Below are 20,023 nucleotides of genomic sequence, written 5' to 3'. Positions count from 1 at the left end.
CGCCCACTCAGGTCGGTGTTGCGGCTTCGCTGATTCTGGCCTTGTTCCGGCGATGCGCCCATTGCAGCGCCGGTCGCTCGACCCAGTGCCAGGAGGCGATGGCCAGCACGATCACGATCAGCGCCGACAGCATCATGGACGGTACGAACGTCAGCGATGTCTTGTTGATCACCAACTGCTGGACGGGAAACGCGTACAGGTAGATGCCGTAGGACAGATCGAATCGACCCCGAATGGTGCGATCGACGTAGAGCAGGCCCACACTCAGGGTGGCCAGGCAGATGCACAGGGTGACGACGACACCGGCCATCGGTGCTCCGATCGCCAGCAAGGCAACCCCGACACAGGCCACCAGCATGATTGCCAACCGGCGCCTGTCGCCCAGCAGTTGCTTGTAGAAGGCCAGCAGCGATCCGGCAAAAAACGCGATGCCGGCACATCCATACACCGCGAGCTTCTGAGTCAGCGCTGTGGCAGGACCGTTGCCCAGCACAAAGGTCGCCACGCAGAACAACGCCAGCAAGGCACCCGCTGCCGTCGCCCGTCGGTACAGACTCAGCACCACCGCCACCAGCAGATAAAAAGTGAATTCGATTTTCAGCGTCCATAGGCTGCCATTGAAAGATTCGCTGAAGATAAACCCGTGAGTAACGGGCTCGATATTCGCCCGGCCGAACAGCGAGATGCGCAGGAAGTCGATCAGGACGGCGGGGCTCGTCACATAGCCCTCGGCAAACAGCGCGCCGGACACAAACGTCATGAGAAAGGCACAAACGATCAGCGCCGGAAAGATCCGTGCGACGCGTTTGCTCAGATAGTCAGTGATGCCGTTGGCGTTGAGGAAGCTGCGGGTGATCAGCAGGCCGGAAATCGAAAAGAAGGCAATGACCGCAATGCCGCCCAGCGAGTTGTAGCCGCTGATGCCCGGCTCTTGCGAACCGCTCAGGGCGAAGTGGTGGCTGACCAGTACCAGAAACGCGGCAAGGTGCCTGATCAGATCGAATGAGTTGTTGCGCAATTCAGTAGTCCTTTATTCCAGTCTTGTCCGTCGGTGCCCGGGAAGTCAGGTGGTGGCTTTCGAGGGAAAGCGTTTTACAGGCTTTTCCACGTAAAGCCCACACAACCTCCATAACAAAATCACACAGGGCTTCCAGACTCGCCTCATTCAAACAAGGGGCGTGGAAATGAACAGAAACCTGACTTTCAAACTCGGGGCGATCGCCCTGCTGATCCTGTTGCTGCTGGTGCCGCTGCTGATGATCGACGGCATCATCGACGATCGCCAGCAACTGCGTGACGGCGTGCTCGAAGACATTGCCAGAAGCTCAAGCTACAGCCAGCAACTCAGCGGGCCGGTGATGGTTGTGCCGTATCGCAAGGTGGTGCGCACCTGGAAGACCAAAGAGAAGAGCGACGAGCGTTACCAGGAAATCGGTGAAGAACGCGGTCGTCTGTATTTCCTGCCGGAGCGCTTTGAACTCGACGGTCAGGTGCAGACCGAGCTGCGCGCCCGGGGCATTTATGAGGCACGGCTGTTTCATGCCGACAACCGTATAAGCGGACATTTCTCGCTGCCGGCACAGTTGGGGATCAAGGAAGATTTCGCCGATTACACCTTCGATGCGCCGTTCCTGGCGGTCGGCATCAGTGACATTCGCGGGATCGAAAACGCGCTGAAGCTGGAGCTGGGCGCGCAACGCCTGGACTTCGTGCCTGGCACTCAGGTCGGCTGGCTGGGCGAGGGTGTGCGTGTGACGCTGCCGGCGCTGGACACCGGCAAGACCACGGAATTGGCCTTTGGCTTCGACCTGCGCCTGCAAGGCACCGGCTCGTTGCAGGTGCTGCCGGTGGGCAAGACCAGCCGGGTGAACCTCGCTGCCAACTGGCCGCACCCAAGCTTCATCGGTAACTTCCTGCCGGCCAAACGCGAGATCAACGATCAGGGTTTCACCGCCGACTGGCAGACCTCGTTCTTCTCCACCAATTTGCAAGAAGCGATGAGCCGCTGCGTGTCGGGCAATGATTGCGAGGCGTTCAACGGGCGAAGTTTCGGCGTGAGCTTCATCGATCCGGTGGATCAGTATCTGAAGAGCGACCGGGCGATCAAATATGCGCTGCTGTTCATCGTCCTGACGTTCGCCGGTTTCTTCCTGTTCGAAGTGCTGAAAAGCCTGGCGGTGCACCCGGTGCAATACGCGCTGGTGGGCGTGGCGCTGGCGTTCTTTTATCTGTTGCTGCTGTCGTTGTCGGAGCACATCGGTTTTGCCCTGGCGTATCTGTTGTCGGCCAGCGGTTGTGTGCTGTTGATCGGGTTCTACGTCTGCCACGTACTGCGCAGCGTGCGGCATGGCTTGAGTTTTTCGGCGGGGCTGGCGGCGTTGTACGGCTTGCTCTACGGCTTGCTGAGCGCCGAGGATTACGCGCTGCTGATGGGCTCGCTGCTGCTGTTCGGTCTGCTTGGTGTGTTCATGGTGCTGACCCGCAATCTGGACTGGTACGGGATCGGGCAGAAACCGGCCAAACCGCTGGAATTCGATATCGGAGCGGTGCAATGAGCCGGTTTGTGGGATTGCGTGAGGAGCAGCGGGAAGCAGAGGTGTTGATGACGCTGATCTTCGCGTCACTTCCACTGGATCCGAAGTGGTGCCATCGCGAGCAAGCTCGCTCCCACAGTAGGTTTGGTTGTGACAGAAAAAGCTGGGGCGAAACCAATCCTGCGGGAGCGAGCTTGCTCGCGAAGGGGCCGGGACAGCCGACCTAAACTTTCGGCATCGTCGCAATCATCGACGGCCGCTGGCTCACTTCAAAGAACCAGTTGGCCAGTTGCGGGTTGGCGTCACGCCAGCCCAGATCCGGGAAGCGAAGATCCAGATAACCCAGCGCACAGGCCACGCTGATCGAAGCGACGTCGAAGTGGCAGGTCAGTTCGGCAATCGCGTCGCGTTCCAGCAAGGCGAGGGCGCGGCGGATCTTTTCGCGCTGGGCCTCTAGCCATTCGTCCCAGTGTTTTTCCGGGGCGCGCAGCACTTGCTCGTAACGCACCATGACCGAGGCGTCCATGATCCCGTCGGCCATCGAGGCCAGGGTCAGGCGCCGCCAGCGGGCCGAACCGTCGCGGGGGATCAGCGGATTGCCGACGTGCTGGTGGTCGAGGTAATCGAGGATCACCCGGCTGTCATGGATGACATTGCCGTCGGCCAGGCGCAGGGCCGGGATTTTGCCCAGCGGGTTGTCTTCGTTGAGGGCGGCGTCCGGGCTCACAGGGCTGAGCACGCAGTCCTGCAGCGCGACGCGATCCTGCTGGCCGGTTTCGTGCAGCAGCACCATGACTTTGCGCACGAACGGGGACAGGGTGTTGTGGAACAGGGTCATGCTGGGAGCGGACATCGGCAGGGTCTCGGTCAGGGGCAATGACGGGCAGCATAGCCTGTCAGCGCCTTGGCTCAAGCCTTTTGTGGGAGCAAGCGCGCTCCCACAGGTTTTTCAGCGGCGTTGCAGCAGTCCGTGCAGGGCAATGGCGGCCGGAATGCCCAGACCCACCCAGCTCAAACCATCCCAGATCCGGTCGCCCAGCAGCGCCGCGAACAGGCCCGCTGCACTCAGTAGCGCGATCAGCAGCGGTGTGCTGAAGACCTTCCAGAAATTCGACTGACGCGGCTTCATGCAGCGGCCTCCGCCGGTTCCAGCACCGGTTTCGCGGCCTTGCGTCGTACCACCCACAAGTACACGCCGCTGGCGAGGACGATGATGGTCAGCACGTCCAGCGTGGCCCAGAGGATCTTCATCGGCATGCCGCCGTAGTCGCCGAAGTGCAGCGGCTGCGACATGCCCATGGCGTCCATGTACCAAGGTCGTTCTGCTACCGCCGTGACTTTCAGGGTGCTGGCGTCGATCAGCACCGGGGTCAGCAGGTGCGAGGTCAGGTGGGTGCCGCCCTTCATGAACACCGAGTAATGGTGCTCGCTGGAGAAGCGGGTGCCGGGGAAGGCGATGAAGTCCGGTTTCATCCCCGGAGTGACGCTGCCGGCGATGTCCAGCACCCGGGTGGCCGGGGCCAGTTGCGTCAGCGGCGGGGCATCGCGGTAGGGCGCGATCAGGGTGGTCAGGGCTTCGGCGCGCCACGCGGCGATCAGCAGGTCGGCGCAGGCACTGATCACGCCGGTCACGCCGACCACCAGTGCCCAGGTCAGGGTCACCACACCGATCAGGTTGTGCAGGTCGAGCCAACGCAGGCGGGTGGATTTGTCCTGGCGCACGGTGCCGAACTTCAAGCGGCGCATGAACGGCAAATACAACACCGTGCCGGACACGATCGCGATCACGAACAGCAACCCCATGAACGCCAGCAGCAATTTGCCCGGCAACCCGGCAAACATATCGACGTGCAGGCGCAGGATGAACAGCATCAAGCCACCGTTGGCCGAAGGCATTTCCAGGGCTTCGCCGGTGCGCGCGTCGAGCATGAAGGTGTGCGAGGAATTGGGCTCGGTGCCGGCGGTCTTGGCCATGATCGTCAGCACGGCATTCGGCTCGTCGTCTTCGAAACCGAAGTACTGCACGACTTCGCCGGGCCGATGCTTCTCCGCCGCTTCGACCAGTTGCGCCAGGTTCAGATGCGGCGTGTCCGCCGGCATCACCCGCAACTCGGGCGCATCGCCCAGCAGGTGGTCGATTTCGTGATGGAAAATCAGCGGCAGGCCGGTCAGGGCCAGCAGCAGCAAAAACACGGTGCAGATCAGGCTGGTCCAGGTGTGGACGAAGGACCAGCGACGAATTGTTTTACTTTTCATTTCATGACCTTCAAAAACACCAAAGCCGTCCACGAGGGACGGCCTGGTTGCAGGGCCTGTTTCAGCTCAGGCGCTTACCACTTGTAAGTGGCGCTGGCGACGACACTGCGCTGGTCGCCGTAGTAGCAATAGAAGCTGTCGCAGGTGGAAATGTAGTCCTTGTCCAGCAGGTTGGTGGCGTTGAGTGCCAGCGACGCGCCTTTGAGGCTGTTGTCCAGACGGCCGAGGTCGTAATGCACGGCGGCGTCGAACACGGTGTAGGCGTCCGCCTTGCCCAGCCAGGTGTTGGCTTTGTCGCCGTAAGTGTTGCCGGTGTAGCGCGCGCCGGCGCCGATGCCGAAGCCGTCGAGCACACCGCTGTGCCAGGTGTAATCGGCCCACAGCGAGGCTTGCTGGTTCGGCATCAGTTGCAGGCGGTTGCCCTTGTCGGCGCCGTTCTGCACTTCGGACTTGGCCAGGGTGTAGGCGGCGATGACTTTCAGGTTATCGGTAACGTCGGAGACGGCTTCCAGCTCCAGGCCTTTGACCTTCACTTCGCCGGTCTGGCTGGTGATCGATACGCCGTTGACGAACGAGCTGACCGAAACGTTTTTCTGGGTCAGGTCATACACCGCGGCCGTCAGCAGGGTCTTGCTGCCCGGTGGCTGGTACTTGATACCCAGTTCCCACTGCTTGCCTTCGGTCGGTTTGAGCGATTCGGTCGAAGAGGCGTCGGCGCCGCTGGTCGGCTGGAACGATTCGGCGTACGACAGGTACGGCACGAAACCGGAGTCGAACACGTAGCTGATTGCTGCGTTGCCGCTGAAGGCCTTGTCGCGGTCGGTGTTGGTTGCGTTGCTCTTGTTGAACTTGGTGCTGGTGTGTACCCAGTCTTCCCGGCCGCCGAGGGTCAGGCGCCATTGGTCGAGGGCCATTTGGTCCTGAACGTATAGGCCGGTCTGGTAGGTCTTTTGGTCGTAGTCGTAAAACGCGGTCGAGCGTGCCGGACGCACGATTGTCTGGCCGTAGATCGGGTTGAGTACGTTAGTTCCCGGCGTGTCGTCCGAGCCACCGAAGATCGAGATGTAATTGGTGTTGCTGCGCTGGTGATCGAGACCCAAAAGCAAGGTGTGGCGAATGTCACCTGTGGCAAAGTCGGCCTGGAAGTTGTTATCCACGGCGAACTGGCTGATGTCTTCATCAACGATTGTCGAGGAACGTCCGACATTACCCTGATCATCGACTTCGGTGAACGGATACGAGCCAGGCGTCAGGGCCTGGAACGATAGGTCAGATTTGGTGTAGCGCAGGTTCTGCTTGAACTGCCAGGTGTCATTCAGGCGATGTTCGAAGGCATAGCCCAGCGCGTAGTAGGTGCGGTCGTAGTATTCCCAGTCCGGATCGCCCAGATTCTTGTGGTGGGAAACCTTGCCGAACGGCATGTCGATCTTGGTGCCCTGCACCGGCAGGAACTGGCTGGTGATGCCGGTATCGTCGCGGGTGAACTGGGTCAGCAGGGTGAACTTGGTGTCGTCGTCGATGTTCCAGGTTAGGCTCGGCGCTATGTTGTAGCGCTTGTTGTCGACGTGGTCGATCTGGGTGCCGCTGTCACGTACCACACCGCTGAGGCCATAGAGAAACTGGCCGGCGTCGTCGATCTTGCCGGTGCTGGCGAAGTTGATCTGACGGTGGTTGTCGCTGCCGTATTGCAGCTGGATTTCGCTGCTCTGCACATCGCTCGGGCGACGGCTGACCATGTCCAGCAGGCCGCCCGGCGGGGTCTGGCCGTAGACGGACGAGGCCGGGCCGCGCAGCAGGGCGAGGCGGTCGAGGTTCCAGGTTTCCTGTTTCGGGTTGGCGTACACGCCTTTTGGCAGGGGCAGGCCGTCGAGGAACTGAGTCGGTTCGAAGCCGCGCACGCGCAGCCAGTCGGCGCGGGTGTCGCTCCCGTAGCTGCTGGCGGTGATGCCCGGCATGTAGCGCACGGCGTCATCGAGGCTGTGCACGCCACGGTCTTCCATTTGCTGGCGAGTGGCGACCGAAATCGAACGCGGTGCTTCGACCAGCGCGGTGTCGGTCTTGGTGCCGGCGGCGGTGCGGGTGGCGGTGTAGCCTTCGACCGGGCCCCAGGCGCTTTCATAGTTTTCCACGCCGATCACCGACGTTTCCGGCAGGGCCATCACGCCCTCCGGCACGGCGACCAGGGTGTAGGTGCCGGCGCTGCTCTGTTCCAGTTGCAGACCGGTGCCACGCAGGGCCGCGCGCAGGGCGCCGGCCGCGTCATATTGGCCGTTGACCGGCGCGGAGGTCTTGCCCACCGCCAGCGACGGGTTCAGCGACAGCGTGAGGCCGCCCTGGCTGGCGATCTGGTTCAGGGTGGTCGACAACGGAGCCGCCGGCAGGTTGTAGGCGCGCACGCTCGATGCCTGTTCAGCGGCGATCAGTTGGCTGCTGGCCAGCGGGGTGCAGAGGGCAATGGCGACCGCCAGCAAACTGGGGCGCAACAAGGTGTCTAGCGAACGGGACATACGGAGGCTCCTGAATGGAAATATTTCTCAATTGCCTGTGTGCCGGACGAGATTCGAAAAGTGATAGGGCTGGATGAAAATAATTTCGATTAACGAACGACATCGCTGCACAAGTCAGCAGAAAGTCCGTTTTCATGGGGTGTGATGGTTGTTTCTGTCGCGACCTGCTCGCGACAGCGATTGCTCAGGCAGCGCTGAATGTCAGGGCTTCGGATCCGCCTTGGCCACGGTCACCCACCATGGCGTGTGCTGCTCGATCTGCACCGGCAGGGTCGGCAGCAGGGCGTTCAGCGCCTTGTCGGTGTCGTGCAGCGGGAAGCTGCCGGTGATGCGCAGGTCGGCGACTTCCGGCGCAATGCCCAGATGGCCGCGACGATAGCGACCGAGTTCATGCACCAGGTCTTCCAGGCGTGCGTTGTCCACCACCAGCATGCCGCGGGTCCAGGCATCGGCGCCGGGGGTGAGCGCCACTACCGAATCCAGACCATTGTTACGGATCAGCACTTGCTGGCCTTCGCGCAGGATCTGTTCCTGCGGATTGGATTGCGGGTGCGCCGCCACCGCTGATTGCAACACGCTCAGGCGCGTGCCGGCGTCTTCGCGCTTGACCAGGAACCGCGTGCCCAGAGCGCGCATGCTGCCCTCGGCGGTTTCGACGATGAACGGCCGCGCATCGCCGTGACCGGTTTCGACGAGGATTTCACCTTCCTGCAACACGATCAGCCGCTGCTTCTCATCGAAGCGGACATCCACGGCGCTATGGGTATTGAGATTGAGCACCGTGCCGTCGGCCAGGCGAACGGTGCGCTGTTCGCCGGTGGCGGTGCGTTGATCGGCGAGCCAGTAATCCAGCGGCAGATAGCGTTCGCCGGCAAACAACGCCAGACCGACCACCGCCACGACACTGGCCAGCCCGCTGCCCAGCTTGCGCACCCGGCGGCGGATGCCTTCGCGCGATTGCAGCAACGCGGTGCGTGCCGGGCCGTTGGCCACGCTGAAACGCTGGTCGAGCATGCCCAACTGACGCCAGGCGCGAGCGTGTTCTTCGTTGGCTGCGTGCCATTTGGCGAACTCTTCGCGCTCCAGCGGCGTGCTGGAATCGAGAGTCAATTGCCAGGCAATCGCCGCATCCAGCACATGGGCCGGGACCGGTCGGGAACTGGCCGGGCTCATGTCGGCTCACCGTACAACGCGATGTAGCACTGGCGGATGCCCTGGGCCAGGTACTGGCGCACGCGCGGGACCGACACGCCGAGTTTGTCGGCGATTTCGGCGTGGGTCAGGCCGTCGAGGCGGTTATAGAGGAAAGCGGCGCGGGCCTTGGTCGACAGCTTGCCGAGCATGCGGTCGATAGCCTTGAGGTCTTCGAGGATCAGTTGCTGTTCTTCGACCGAGGGCTGCTCGCCCTCGGGGATCAGCATCAGCTCGGTCAGATACGCCTGTTCCAGCGCCGCCCGGCGGAAGTAGTCGAACAACAAGCCTTTGGCGATCGCCACCAGAAACGCCCGGGGTTCGCGGGGTGTCAGCAGCTCATCGCGGCCGAGCAGGCGGACGAAGGTGTCCTGGCTCAGGTCTTCGGCGCGTTGCGGACAGGCCACATTGCGGCGCAGCCAGGCCAGCAGCCAGCCGCGGTGATCGCGATACAACGCACCGACGAGCTCACTGTGAGGGCTTTGGGCTGAAGACACGACGACACCGACTGGGAAGTGTTAACTAACGAGAATTGTTCGCGATTGTGGCAGAGGTGGGAATGGTTAGCAATTGGCCACCGGTCGGGTTGTCGGGCGACAACCCGGATTCAGAACGAATGCGTCTGCTGGCGGCGTTTCCACTGGCTCAGGCGCTGCTGCAGATTCAGCGGGCTGTGGACCTGCTGCTGGCGTGCCCGGCTGAACAGGATCAGCGCCAGTTCTGCCGTGGCCAGAGCATCGGCGCTCGCATGGTGGCGCTCGAAGACTTCGAGCTTGAACCAGTCGATCCACTCGTCCAGCCCCGCCTCGCGAATGTGTGCCTGCGGGCACAGCAGCGGGGCGATCTGCGCCACGTCGAGGAACACTGTCTGCAACTTGTGCCCCAGATGTTCCTTCAGTGCGCGGCCAAGCATGTGCTGGTCGAACGAGGCGTGAAACGCCAGCACCGGACTGTCGCCGATAAACTCCAGCAGCTCGACCAACGCTTCGGTGGGTTCGCTGCCGGCGGCAATCGCGCTCGGTGCCAGACCGTGAATCAACACGCTCGGGCCGAGTTTCAGCTCGCGGCATTGCAGGGTGCGTTCGAACTGCTGACTGAAGTCGATCGCACCGTCCTCGATCACTACCGCGCCAATCGACAGCACCCGGTCCTTGTTCAGGTTCAGCCCGGTGGTTTCCAGATCCAGCACCACCCAACGCTGTTCGCGCAGGCTGCACTCACGCAGTTCGCCGATAGCCGGCAGTTTCGTCAGGCGCTGTTGCAGGTCGTCCGGCACAACGGGGCTGGCCGGACGCAGCCACGAAAACAGGCTCATAGCTGATACCGCAAGGTCAGGCTGCTTTGCAGACGCTGAGCCTGGCGCAGGGATTCACGCAGGATGCGCCGGTCCAGATGATTGAGGCTGTCGGGATCGACCCGGTTCGAGTACGGCAGGTTTTCCCGGGTCTGCAATTGATGCTGTTGCATGCGCGTCTGCTGGATGAAATGATAGGCCTCTTCGTACGCGGCGCCATCCAGCCGGTCGATGACTTCTTTATCCACAAGCTGGCGGAAGCGTTCGAGGGTGTTGTTGGCGTCGATGCCATGGGCCAGCGCCAGTAGGCGGGCGCCGTCGACAAACGGCGTCAGTCCCTGGATTTTCAGGTCCAGCGTGGCTTTCTCTCCGTTCTTGCGGGTCAGCACGAACTCACGGAAACGCCCAACCGGCGGACGGTTGCGCAAGGCGTTCTCGGCCATCATCCGCTGAAACAGGCGATTGTCGCCGACCTGATCGAGAATCCCCCGGCGCAATTGTTCGCAACCCTGTTCATCACCCCAGACCACGCGCAGGTCGAAATAGATGCTCGAGCCCAACAGGTTCTCCGGCGTCGCCTCGCGAATGAACGCGGCAAAACGCCGGGCCCATTCGGCGCGGGACAGGCACAGCTGCGGATTGCCGGCCATGACGTTGCCCTTGCACAGGGTAAAGCCGCATTGCGCCAGGCTGTTATTGATCTGCTGGGCGATGGGCAGCAGCTTGCCGCGAATCTCCGCGGCATGGGCCGCATCCCGCGCGTCGAACAGAATGCCGTTGTCCTGATCGGTGTGCAGGGTCTGCTCGCGCCGGCCTTCGCTGCCGAAGCACAGCCAGCTGAACGGCACGCCGGGATCGCCTCTTTCAGCGAGGGTCAGTTCGATCACCCGGCACACGGTGTGATCGTTGAGCAGGGTGATGATGTGGGTGATCTGGGTCGAGGACGCGCCGTGAGCCAGCATGCGCTCCACCAGTTGGCCGATTTCGCCGCGCAGGGTTACCAGTTGTTCGACTCGCTGTGCGCTGCGAATGGTACGCGCGAGGTGCACCAGATCGACCCGTTGCAGCGAGAACAGATCCCGCTCGGAAACCACGCCGCACAGGCGTCGATCCTTGACCAGACACACGTGGGCGATGTGCCGTTCGGTCATGGCAATCGCCGCGTCGAAGGCGCTGTGATCCGGCGACAGATAAAACGGCGAGCGCGTCATGTGGCGTTCGATCGGCTCGCTGAAATCGCCAACCCCTTCAGCCACTACATGCCGCAGATCGCGCAGGGTGAAAATCCCCAGCGGCGCCTTGTGCTCGTCCACCGCGACGATGCTGCCGACCTGTTGTTCGTGCATCAGCTTCACTGCTTCGCGCAGCGGTGTGGTCGGGCTGCAGGTCACCGGATGGCGCATGGCCAATTCGCCGAGGCGGGTGTTCAGCGAATACTGGGTGCCGAGGGTTTCCACGGCTTTCTGCTGGACTTGCTGATTGACCTGATCGAGCAGGCTGCTGACCCCGCGCAGGGCGAAATCGCGGAAGGTGCCGGAGAGGGCGAACAGCTTGATGAACGCCAGTTTGTTCAGTTGCAGGCAGAAGGTGTCTTCGCCGGCCAGGTGCTCGGTGCGGGTCGCCCGTTCGCCGAGCAGCGCGGCGAGGGGAAAACACTCGCCGGTGGTGATTTCAAACGTGGTTTCGGTGCCGCCCTTGGCCGTGTGCGGGCGCTCGCCGACCACCCGGCCCTGCTTGACGATGTAGAAGTGTTCCACCGGCCCGTCAGCCGGTTTGATGATGCTCTCGCCCTGACCGTAGAAGCGCAGCTGACATTGCTCCACCAGATAGGCCAGGTGGGCGTGTTCCATTTGATTGAAAGGGGGGAAGCGCTGGAGGAATTGCAAAGTGCCCTGAATGTTCTGCAACACCGCGGTTTTCCCTGCCTGGGTGAAGGCGTCCGCTTTACTCATAACCATTACCGCAGTCTTTTTCGAATTGTTGTTGTCGGATCGTTGCAGCCATGGTCGACCCCATCGCGCGGGGTGCCCATTGGACGTAAGTCTAGGTTGGGCATGCCGTTGGGGAGTTTTCGGATATGCCCTACAAAATCGGTCGGAAATTCTTCTGTTCGCCCCTTGGAAAAAAATCCGACGAAGTGCACATTGAAGCTCTGCCCAGCGATGTCTGACCACTGTGCCAGGGGATCGAATTGAAAACGTAGAGAACGCCATGTCCGACCACGATATTTTGAGCGACGCCGAGCGGGAAGCGCTCAGCGCTGTAATGCTCGAACCCGATCTGCCACCGCAGCGTGTATTGATCGTCGATGACGACAAGGACGCCCGGGAGCTGTTGTCGGAGATTCTCGGGTTGGACGGTATTCGGTGCATGACCGCTGCCAGCGGTGAGTCCGCCCTGAAGATGCTCGAAGAGAAACCTTCCATTGGTCTTGTGATCACCGATCTGCGGATGGGCAATGTCGGTGGGCTGGACCTGATTCGTCAGGTGCGCGAGTCGGTACGGGCAGCGATGCCTATCATCATTGTCTCGGGCGATGCCGACGTGAAGGATGCGATTGCGGCGATGCATTTGAGCGTGGTGGACTTTCTGCTCAAGCCGATCGATACGGCGAAGTTGCTGGGGCTGGTCAAACATGAGCTCGGCATAGAGCCTTAGTTGTTCCGGCGCAAACAAAAAAGCCCTGATCGAAAGATCAGGGCTTTTTCATGTCCGGCATCAGCGCAGGTTACAGGCCGTTGGCAGCCTTGAACTCGCGACGACGACGGTGCAGGACCGGCTCGGTGTAACCGTTCGGCTGTTTGGTGCCCTCGATCACCAGTTCGACCGCCGCCTGGAAGGCGATGTTGCTGTCGAAGTTCGGGGCCAGCGGACGGTACAGCGGGTCGTTGGCGTTCTGACGGTCCACCACCGGCGCCATGCGCTTGAGGCTTTCCATCACTTGCGCTTCGCTCACGATGCCGTGGCGCAGCCAGTTGGCGATGTGCTGGCTGGAGATACGCAGCGTCGCACGGTCTTCCATCAGGCCGACGTCGTTGATGTCCGGCACTTTCGAGCAACCCACGCCCTGGTCGATCCAGCGCACCACGTAACCGAGAATGCCCTGGGCATTGTTGTCCAGTTCGTTCCTGATCTGCTCCGGCGTCCAGTTCGGGTTGACCGCCAGCGGGATGGTCAGGATGTCATCGACCGAAGCGCGGGCACGTTTGGCCAGCTCGGCCTGACGGGCGAACACGTCGACCTTGTGGTAGTGCAGCGCGTGCAGCGCAGCGGCGGTCGGCGACGGAACCCAGGCGGTGTTGGCGCCGGCCAGCGGGTGAGCGATTTTCTGTTCGAGCATCGCTGCCATCAGGTCGGGCATCGCCCACATGCCTTTACCGATTTGCGCACGACCTTGCAGGCCGGTGCTCAGACCGATATCGACGTTCCAGTTCTCGTAGGCGCCGATCCACTTCTCGGCCTTCATGTCAGCCTTGCGCACCATCGGGCCGGCTTCCATGGAGGTGTGGATTTCGTCGCCGGTGCGGTCGAGGAAACCGGTGTTGATGAACACCACGCGCTCGCTGGCCGCCTGGATGCAGGCCTTGAGGTTGACCGTGGTACGGCGCTCCTCGTCCATGATCCCGACTTTCAGGGTGTTGCGTTTGAGGCCCAGCACGTCTTCGATGCGACCGAACAGCTCGTTGGTGAACGCCGCTTCTTCCGGGCCGTGCATCTTCGGTTTAACGATGTAGACCGAACCGGTGCGGGTGTTCTTGCGCGAAGTGTTGCCACTCAGGTTGTGCATCGCCGCCAAGCAAGTCACCAGACCGTCGAGGATACCTTCCGGCACTTCGTTGCCGTGTTTGTCGAGGATCGCGTCGATGGTCATCAGGTGACCGACGTTACGCACGAACAACAGCGAGCGGCCGTGCAGGGTCAGTTCACTGCCGTCGACTTTGGTGTAGGTGCGATCCGGGTTCATGGTGCGGGTGAAGGTCTGGCCGCCCTTGGACACGGATTCCGCGAGGTCGCCTTTCATCAGGCCCAGCCAGTTGCGGTAGATCACAACCTTGTCGTCGGCATCGACGGCAGCCACGGAGTCTTCGCAGTCCATGATGGTGGTCAGCGCCGCTTCCATCAGGATGTCTTTGACGCCGGCGGCATCGGTCTGGCCGACCGGGGTGCTGGCATCGATCTGGATTTCGAAATGCAGGCCGTTGTTTTTCAGCAGGATCGCGATCGGCGCATTGGCGTCGCCCTGGAAGCCGATCAACTGAGCTTCGTTGCGCAGGCCGCTGGTGTTGCCGCCCTTGAGGGTGACGACCAGTTTGCCGTCAGCAATCTTGTAGCCGGTGGAATCGACGTGGGAGCCGGTCGCCAGTGGCGCGGCTTCGTCGAGGAACGCACGGGCGAAGGCGATGACTTTGTCGCCACGCACCTTGTTGTAGCCTTTGCCTTTTTCCGCGCCGCCGGCTTCGCTGATGGCGTCGGTGCCATACAGGGCGTCGTACAGCGAACCCCAGCGGGCGTTCGAGGCGTTGAGGGCGAAGCGGGCGTTCATCACCGGAACCACGAGTTGCGGGCCGGCGGTACGGGCGATTTCGTCATCGACGTTTTGCGTCGTTGCCTGGAAATCAGCCGCTTCTGGCAGCAGATAACCGATCTCTTGCAGGAAGGCTTTATAGGCCACGGCGTCGTGCGGCTGACCGGCACGAGTCTGGTGCCAGCCATCGATACGAGCCTGGAAGTCATCGCGTTTGGCGAGTAGGGCTTTGTTCTTCGGCGCCAGGTCGTGAATGACCTTGTCGGCACCTTCCCAGAATTTGTCGGCGGTGAGGCCGGTACCGGGAATGGCTTCGTTGTTCACGAAGTCGAACAGGACTTTGGCGACCTGCAGGCCACCGACTTGAACGTGTTCAGTCATTGCTTGCCTCACTCTGCTCAGCTATTTCGCTTTTCAGCTCTTCAATTTAACAATGAAGCCTCTGGCCATTTAAACCACAAACCCCTTGACCAGTACATGCCATCGCTGGCGGCTGGGTTGGGACCAATCAACGGCTTGGGGGCCTTGCTGACGGGGCTTTCAGGGTTGCGAACGTGCCTTGGGCAGACATCGATCCAGCGTTATGTAGTGCGCGCTGCGGCATACTACATGATGAGTTGCGGTTGTGAAAATCAGACTAATTACGTCGTTCTGCGACCCCATGACGCATTGCGGTCACGGCGCGGAACGGGATGTTCTCAAAAAACCAATGGATTGTTCCAGCTAAATATAAAAAGTTGTACACGATTTGTGATTTCGAGCGTCTGAGGCGTCTGTCGAACGCTTGCCTATACTTGCTTTTCTATAACAAAAGTCATGACAAGAGGGCTGCGCCATGGATCACCTCGTACTCACCGTCTTCGCCCCGGACAAGCCCGGGCAGGTCGAGCGCATCGCCCAATGCATCGCCGAACACGGCGGCAACTGGCTGGAAAGCCGCATGTCACGGATGGCCGGGCAGTTCGCCGGGATCCTGCGGGTCGGTGTGCCGGCAGAGGCTTACGACGAATTAGTCGATGCCCTACAAGCACTGTCGGCACAAGGCATTCGCGTGCTGGTGGCCCAAAGCGGTATCGAGCAGGCCTGCACCTGGAAGCCGATCGCCATGGAACTGGTGGGCAACGATCGTCCGGGCATCGTGCGCGACATTACCCGGTTGCTGAGCGAGCAGGGCGTCAACCTCGAACGGCTGGTGACCGAAGTGCGCCCGGCGCCGATGAGCAGCGAACCGCTGTTCCACGCCGAGGCGATTCTCGCGGTGCCGCTGACCCTGTCGCTGGATGTGCTGCAATCGCGCCTGGAAACCCTGGCCGATGACTTGATGGTGGAATTGGTGCTGCGCACCGACCTGTGAAGACGGATCGGGTTATCCAGTTTAAACGTGCACCTGCCTGTGGATAACCTGTAGAGACTGAGCGCCAGGCCACGTCCGCCGTGGCTTGGCGAAGATTGATCAAAAAACCGCCAGCATTCAGTGACTTGCGCACAAACGGCGGGGATCACGCTGTGGATAACCTTGGGAAGGAACGGTACAGGCCACGAGAACCGTGGCCTGTGGAGGTTTGTGTGTTTTTTGATCAGCTGCGCCGGCGCAGGCTCAGCCATGCATCGACGCTGTACACCGCCAGACCGGCCCAGATAAACATGAAGGCGATCAGTGTGCTGGACGAAAGGTGCTCACCAAACAGCAGCACGGCTTGCAGCAGCACCAAAGTCGGCGCCAGGTATTGCAGGAAACCGAGGGTGGTGTAGGGCAGGTGCCGTGCCGCCGCGTTGAAGCAGACCAGCGGCACCAGCGTCACCGGACCGGCCGCCACCAGCCACCAGGCTTCCGAAGTGGTCCAGAACTCGGCCTGGGCGCTGGTCGCGGTCGGATTGAACAGCAGCCACGCGAGGGCGATCGGCACCAGCATCCAGGTTTCCACCACCAGCCCCGGCAACGCCTTGACCGGCGCCTGCTTGCGGATCAGCCCGTAGAAACCGAAGGTCAGCGCCAGCACCAGCGACACCCACGGCAGACTGCCCACCTGCCAGACCTGCTGCGCCACGCCGACCGCCGCCAGACCGACCGCCAGCCACTGCATGCGCCGCAGGCGTTCGCCGAGGATCAGCATGCCGAGCAGCACGTTCACCAGCGGGTTGATGTAGTAACCGAGGCTCGCTTCCAGCATCCGGCCGTTGTTCACCGACCAGACGTAAGTCAGCCAGTTGGCCGCGATCAAGGTGCCGCTGAGCGCGAGAATCGCCAGGCGTTTCGGGTTGTCGCGCAGTTCCTGCCACCAGCCGGGATGCTTCCACACCATCAACAGCAGCGCGCCGAACAGCGCCGACCACAGCACCCGGTGGATGATGATTTCCACTGCCGGCACTTCGGCGATGGCTTTGAAGTAGAGCGGGAACAGTCCCCAGATGATGTAGGCGCTAAGGCCCAGAATGTACCCGCGACGCGGGTTGGCGGCTTGCATGCAGAATCCTTGCTTAGGCAGCTAACAAAGCAGCGATTGTAAGGAGATTCATCGATCAATGAGTCGCAAAATTGCGAACAGAAAGACAAATGTGGGAGCGAGCCTGCTCGCGATGGCAATGGTCCATTCGGCATCAATGTCGAATGTCGGTCCGCTATCGCGAGCAAGCTCGCTCCCACAGTGGTTGTGGTGAATCAGAAAAGCTTCAACGGCTCTTCATTCAGCGCCGACAGTTGCTCACGCAACGCCAGCACCTGATCGCCCCAATACCGCTCGCTGCCGAACCACGGAAAGCTGCGGGGGAACGCCGGATCGTCCCAGCGCCGGGCCAGCCACGCGCTGTAATGCATCAGGCGCAGGGCGCGCAGCGGTTCGATCAGTGCCAGTTCGCGCGGGTCGAAGTCATGGAATTCGTTGTAGCCGTCCATCAATTCCGACAGTTGTCCCAGACAATCCTGACGGTCGCCGGCGAGCATCATCCAGATGTCCTGCACCGCCGGACCCATGCGGCAGTCGTCGAGGTCGACAATGTGGAACATCTCGTCGCGGCACATCATGTTGCCGGGGTGGCAGTCGCCATGCATGCGGATGTTCTGGTGCGGCGTGTTGGCGTAGACGTCTTCCACACGCTTGAGCAGATCGCGGGCGACGGACTCGTAGGCCGGCAGCAGGCTCTTGGGAATGAAGTTGCCTTCCAGCAGGGTGGTCAGCGAGTCATGGCCGAAGTTCTTCACGGCCAACGCTTCGCGGTGCTCGAACGGTTTGGTCCCGCCGACCGCGTGCATGCGCCCGAGCAACTGGCCGAGGCGATACAACTGGTCGAGATTGCCCGGCTCCGGCGCCCGGCCACCGCGACGGGGAAACAGGGTGAAACGAAAACCGGCGTGTTCGTGCAGGGTTTCGCCGTTGTGGATCAATGGCGCCACCACCGGGATTTCGACGTCGGCCAGTTCGAAGGTGAACTGGTGCTCCTCCAGGATCGCGTCGTTGGTCCAGCGCTGCGGGCGATAGAACTTGGCGATCAGCGGTTCCGAGTCTTCGATGCCGACCTGATAGACGCGGTTTTCATAACTGTTGAGCGCCAGAATGCGCGCGTCGCTCAGAAAGCCGATGCTTTCGACGGCATCGAGCACGAGGTCTGGGGTGAGGGTTTCAAACGGGTGGGCCATGCTGACTCCTGCGCGCAGCAGGCTGCCGCGTCCGGCTCAGCATGGTAGCGCAGATGGCAGGCAGTGAGGGGGTTGGTGTCTGTGGTGACGCTATCGCTGCGATACGGCGACCCGACAAGCCAGCTCCCACAGGTTCAACGCAAACCCTGTGGGAGCGAGCTTGCTCGCGAACGCGGTTTATGAGGCGCCGACGATGCCGCCATCCTCACGGGTGATCGCCATCACCGACGACCGTGGCTTGCCGTTCGGCAGGTGCTCGGGGAAGGTCGAACCGCCGTTCTCGCCCGGGTGCTGAATCCCGACGAACAGGGTTTTCTGATCCGGCGAGAAACTGATCCCGGTGACCTCGCAACCGATCGGCCCGACCATGAACCGGCGAATCTCACCGGTCGCAGGATCGGCGCAGAGCATCTGGTTGTTGCCCATCCCGGCGAAATCACCGGCGTTGCTCGAGTCGCCGTCGGTGAGAATCCACAACCGTCCGGCCTTGTCGAAACCGAGGCCGTCGGGGCTGTTGAACATGTTCTGCGGCGTGATATTCGACGAACCGCCCTTCGGCGTCCCGGCATGGACGCCCGGGTTGCCGGCGACCACGAACAGATCCCAGCCGAAGGTCTTCGAACCGTGATCGTCGCGGTCGGTGCGCCAGCGCAGGATCTGGCCGTAGACGTTCTTCTCGCGCGGGTTCGGGCCACCCACCGGCTGGCCGTCTTCGCCGCGCTTGGCGTTGTTGGTCAGGGTGCAATAAACCTGGCCGTCTTTCGGGCTGACCACGATCCATTCCGGACGGTCCATGCGCGTGGCGCCGACCACACTGGCGGCGAGACGTGCGTGAATCAGCACTTCGGCCTGATCGGCGAAACCGCTGCTGGCGTCGATGCCGTTCTTGCCGTGGGTCAGTTCGATCCACTGGCCCTGGCCTTTCGGGTGATCCGGGTTGCCGTCGCCGGCATCGAACCTGGCCACGTACAGCGTGCCGTGATCGAGGATGTCGCGGTTGGCCTTGGCGTTGCGGTGGTTGATCTTGTCGCGGCTGACGAATTTGTAGATGAACTCGCCGCGTTCGTCGTCGCCCATGTACACCACGGCGCGACCGTCATCGGTCTCGGCCAGTGCGGCGTTTTCATGTTTGAAGCGGCCCAGCGCGGTGCGTTTGACCGGGGTCGATTGCGGGTCGAACGGGTCGATCTCCACGACCCAGCCGTGACGGTTGAGCTCGTTGGGGTTCTTGGCCATGTCGAAGCGCGGATCGAACGGATGCCAGTTGATCTCGCGGCTGGCGGCCGACACGCCGTAGCGTTTCTGCGCCGGGTCGAATTGTTGCTGAGCGTTGCTGCTGCCGAAGCAGTCGGTGAAGTTCTCTTCACAGGTCAGATAAGTGCCCCACGGCGTCTTGCCGTTGGCGCAGTTCTGGAAGGTGCCGAGGACTTTCTTGCCGTGCTTGTCGGCGCTGGTTTTCATCAGCTCGTGACCGGCTGCCGGGCCGCTGATACGCAGCGGCGAGTTACCGTGGATGCGTCGGTTGTAGCGCGAACCCTGGACGAACTGCCACTGGCCGTTCTTGCGCTGGACTTCGATCACCGACACGCCTTCGCAGGCCAGCGCCTTGCGCACGTCTTCGGCCGATTGCGGCATGCCGCCGTGCGGATAGAGGTAGCGGTAGTTGGTGTATTCGTTGTTGATCGCCATCAACGCGCGGTTTTTCTCGCCCGGGAATTCGAACAGGCTCATGCCGTCGTTGTTGTCGCCGAACTGCACTTCCTGTGCAGCCGCGGTGCCATTGCCGCTTGGGTCGAAGGCCGGGCCGTTCTTGTGCAGGGGCTGGCCCCAGCTGATCAGCACCGACGACTTGTAGCCCTTGGGCAGGCTGATGACGTCGGTGGTGGCAGCCGGAATGCTGTCGAAGCCGAGCAGACGGCTATTGCCGGCGCTGACACTGGCGGCCAGCACGCTGCGGCTCAGCAGGTTGCCGCCGAGGAACATTGCCGCGCCGCACAGCGCGCCGGCGCTGATGAATCCGCGACGGCTCAGGCCGACCATTTTTTCCAGGTCTGTGGATTGGTTTTCTTCTAATAGGCTCAC

The 20,023-nt window shown here is 61.8% G+C and carries 16 protein-coding genes; 3 read left to right on the top strand and 13 right to left on the bottom strand.

Annotated elements, in window-relative coordinates; all coding sequences use genetic code 11:
* Window positions 1–7: 7 nt before the first annotated feature.
* Window positions 8–1,018, bottom strand: a complete 1,011-nt coding sequence (locus IHQ43_RS26765) for an acyltransferase family protein (RefSeq protein WP_192562653.1) — start codon at window positions 1,016–1,018, stop codon at window positions 8–10.
* Window positions 1,019–1,184: 166 nt separating this feature from the next.
* Here IHQ43_RS26765 and creD point away from each other — a divergent pair, with 166 nt between their 5' ends.
* Window positions 1,185–2,555: a cell envelope integrity protein CreD gene (creD, locus tag IHQ43_RS26760; protein ID WP_192562652.1), complete on the top strand. Its 1,371-nt coding sequence runs from the start codon at window positions 1,185–1,187 to the stop codon at window positions 2,553–2,555.
* A gap of 202 nt (window positions 2,556–2,757) precedes the next feature.
* On the opposite strand, the gene IHQ43_RS26755 is transcribed toward creD, so the two are convergent.
* The 8 genes from IHQ43_RS26755 to IHQ43_RS26720 all read right to left on the bottom strand — a co-directional run bounded on the left by IHQ43_RS26755 (window position 2,758) and on the right by IHQ43_RS26720 (window position 11,740).
* Window positions 2,758–3,387, bottom strand: coding sequence for a glutathione S-transferase (locus tag IHQ43_RS26755; RefSeq protein ID WP_192562651.1), 630 nt, complete (start codon window positions 3,385–3,387; stop codon window positions 2,758–2,760).
* Window positions 3,388–3,483: 96 nt separating this feature from the next.
* Window positions 3,484–3,663, bottom strand: a complete 180-nt coding sequence (locus IHQ43_RS26750) for a hypothetical protein (protein ID WP_192562650.1) — start codon at window positions 3,661–3,663, stop codon at window positions 3,484–3,486.
* Window positions 3,660–4,790, bottom strand: coding sequence for a PepSY-associated TM helix domain-containing protein (locus IHQ43_RS26745; RefSeq protein ID WP_192562649.1), 1,131 nt, complete (start codon window positions 4,788–4,790; stop codon window positions 3,660–3,662). The genes IHQ43_RS26750 and IHQ43_RS26745 overlap by 4 nt, the downstream gene beginning before the upstream one ends.
* A 74-nt stretch (window positions 4,791–4,864) precedes the next feature.
* Window positions 4,865–7,297: a TonB-dependent siderophore receptor gene (locus tag IHQ43_RS26740; protein WP_192562648.1), complete on the bottom strand. Its 2,433-nt coding sequence runs from the start codon at window positions 7,295–7,297 to the stop codon at window positions 4,865–4,867.
* A 201-nt stretch (window positions 7,298–7,498) separates the two neighbouring features.
* Window positions 7,499–8,470 carry a FecR family protein gene (locus IHQ43_RS26735; RefSeq protein WP_192562647.1) on the bottom strand — a complete coding sequence of 324 codons (972 nt, stop codon included), beginning with the start codon at window positions 8,468–8,470 and terminating at the stop codon, window positions 7,499–7,501.
* Window positions 8,467–8,985 carry an RNA polymerase sigma factor gene (locus IHQ43_RS26730; protein ID WP_039768032.1) on the bottom strand — a complete coding sequence of 173 codons (519 nt, stop codon included), beginning with the start codon at window positions 8,983–8,985 and terminating at the stop codon, window positions 8,467–8,469. The genes IHQ43_RS26735 and IHQ43_RS26730 overlap by 4 nt, the downstream gene beginning before the upstream one ends.
* Window positions 8,986–9,095: 110 nt before the next feature.
* A complete protein-coding gene (locus IHQ43_RS26725) occupies window positions 9,096–9,803 on the bottom strand; it encodes a 3'-5' exonuclease (protein WP_192562646.1) in 708 nt (235 codons plus the stop codon).
* The gene (locus tag IHQ43_RS26720) at window positions 9,800–11,740 is read right to left on the bottom strand and encodes a putative nucleotidyltransferase substrate binding domain-containing protein (RefSeq protein ID WP_192562645.1); all 1,941 of its coding nucleotides are present in this window, start codon (window positions 11,738–11,740) and stop codon (window positions 9,800–9,802) included. Before IHQ43_RS26720 ends, IHQ43_RS26725 begins: the two co-directional genes overlap by 4 nt.
* 253 nt (window positions 11,741–11,993) lie before the next feature.
* Between IHQ43_RS26720 and IHQ43_RS26715 the strand changes: the two genes are divergently transcribed.
* Entirely contained in the window at window positions 11,994–12,440 is a 447-nt protein-coding gene (locus IHQ43_RS26715; RefSeq protein WP_192562644.1) for a response regulator, read from the top strand.
* 70 nt (window positions 12,441–12,510) lie between these two features.
* On the opposite strand, the gene IHQ43_RS26710 is transcribed toward IHQ43_RS26715, so the two are convergent.
* On the bottom strand, window positions 12,511–14,688 hold the full coding sequence (locus IHQ43_RS26710) for a malate synthase G (protein WP_192562643.1): 2,178 nt from the start codon (window positions 14,686–14,688) through the stop codon (window positions 12,511–12,513).
* Between the two features lie 454 nt (window positions 14,689–15,142).
* Here IHQ43_RS26710 and IHQ43_RS26705 point away from each other — a divergent pair, with 454 nt between their 5' ends.
* The gene (locus IHQ43_RS26705; protein ID WP_192562642.1) at window positions 15,143–15,661 is read left to right on the top strand and encodes a glycine cleavage system transcriptional repressor; all 519 of its coding nucleotides are present in this window, start codon (window positions 15,143–15,145) and stop codon (window positions 15,659–15,661) included.
* A gap of 223 nt (window positions 15,662–15,884) precedes the next feature.
* Here IHQ43_RS26705 and rarD read toward each other — a convergent pair whose 3' ends face one another.
* The 3 genes from rarD to IHQ43_RS26690 form a co-directional block, all read right to left on the bottom strand.
* Window positions 15,885–16,772, bottom strand: a complete 888-nt coding sequence (rarD, locus tag IHQ43_RS26700) for an EamA family transporter RarD (RefSeq protein ID WP_007959831.1) — start codon at window positions 16,770–16,772, stop codon at window positions 15,885–15,887.
* Window positions 16,773–16,966: 194 nt separating this feature from the next.
* Window positions 16,967–17,941: a serine/threonine protein kinase gene (locus IHQ43_RS26695; protein ID WP_192562641.1), complete on the bottom strand. Its 975-nt coding sequence runs from the start codon at window positions 17,939–17,941 to the stop codon at window positions 16,967–16,969.
* A 177-nt stretch (window positions 17,942–18,118) separates the two neighbouring features.
* Entirely contained in the window at window positions 18,119–20,023 is a 1,905-nt protein-coding gene (locus IHQ43_RS26690; protein ID WP_192562640.1) for a PhoX family protein, read from the bottom strand.

This window comes from Pseudomonas gozinkensis (assembly GCF_014863585.1).
Classification (GTDB): Bacteria; Pseudomonadota; Gammaproteobacteria; order Pseudomonadales; family Pseudomonadaceae; genus Aquipseudomonas; species Aquipseudomonas gozinkensis.
Note: the sequence above shows the minus strand (reverse complement) of the source record. Positions and strands in the feature narration are given on the sequence as shown.

Bases quoted from the DNA above. Each gene is read 5' to 3' on its own strand.
- creD (WP_192562652.1), top strand. From the start codon at position 1,185: ATGAACAGAAACCTGACTTTCAAACTCGGGGCGATCGCCCTGCTGATC.
- IHQ43_RS26755 (WP_192562651.1), bottom strand. From the start codon at position 3,387: ATGTCCGCTCCCAGCATGACCCTGTTCCACAACACCCTGTCCCCGTTC.
- IHQ43_RS26750 (WP_192562650.1), bottom strand. From the start codon at position 3,663: ATGAAGCCGCGTCAGTCGAATTTCTGGAAGGTCTTCAGCACACCGCTG.
- IHQ43_RS26745 (WP_192562649.1), bottom strand. From the start codon at position 4,790: ATGAAAAGTAAAACAATTCGTCGCTGGTCCTTCGTCCACACCTGGACC.
- IHQ43_RS26740 (WP_192562648.1), bottom strand. From the start codon at position 7,297: ATGTCCCGTTCGCTAGACACCTTGTTGCGCCCCAGTTTGCTGGCGGTC.
- IHQ43_RS26735 (WP_192562647.1), bottom strand. From the start codon at position 8,470: ATGAGCCCGGCCAGTTCCCGACCGGTCCCGGCCCATGTGCTGGATGCG.
- IHQ43_RS26725 (WP_192562646.1), bottom strand. From the start codon at position 9,803: ATGAGCCTGTTTTCGTGGCTGCGTCCGGCCAGCCCCGTTGTGCCGGAC.
- IHQ43_RS26720 (WP_192562645.1), bottom strand. From the start codon at position 11,740: ATGGTTATGAGTAAAGCGGACGCCTTCACCCAGGCAGGGAAAACCGCG.
- IHQ43_RS26715 (WP_192562644.1), top strand. From the start codon at position 11,994: ATGTCCGACCACGATATTTTGAGCGACGCCGAGCGGGAAGCGCTCAGC.
- IHQ43_RS26710 (WP_192562643.1), bottom strand. From the start codon at position 14,688: ATGACTGAACACGTTCAAGTCGGTGGCCTGCAGGTCGCCAAAGTCCTG.
- IHQ43_RS26705 (WP_192562642.1), top strand. From the start codon at position 15,143: ATGGATCACCTCGTACTCACCGTCTTCGCCCCGGACAAGCCCGGGCAG.
- rarD (WP_007959831.1), bottom strand. From the start codon at position 16,772: ATGCAAGCCGCCAACCCGCGTCGCGGGTACATTCTGGGCCTTAGCGCC.
- IHQ43_RS26695 (WP_192562641.1), bottom strand. From the start codon at position 17,941: ATGGCCCACCCGTTTGAAACCCTCACCCCAGACCTCGTGCTCGATGCC.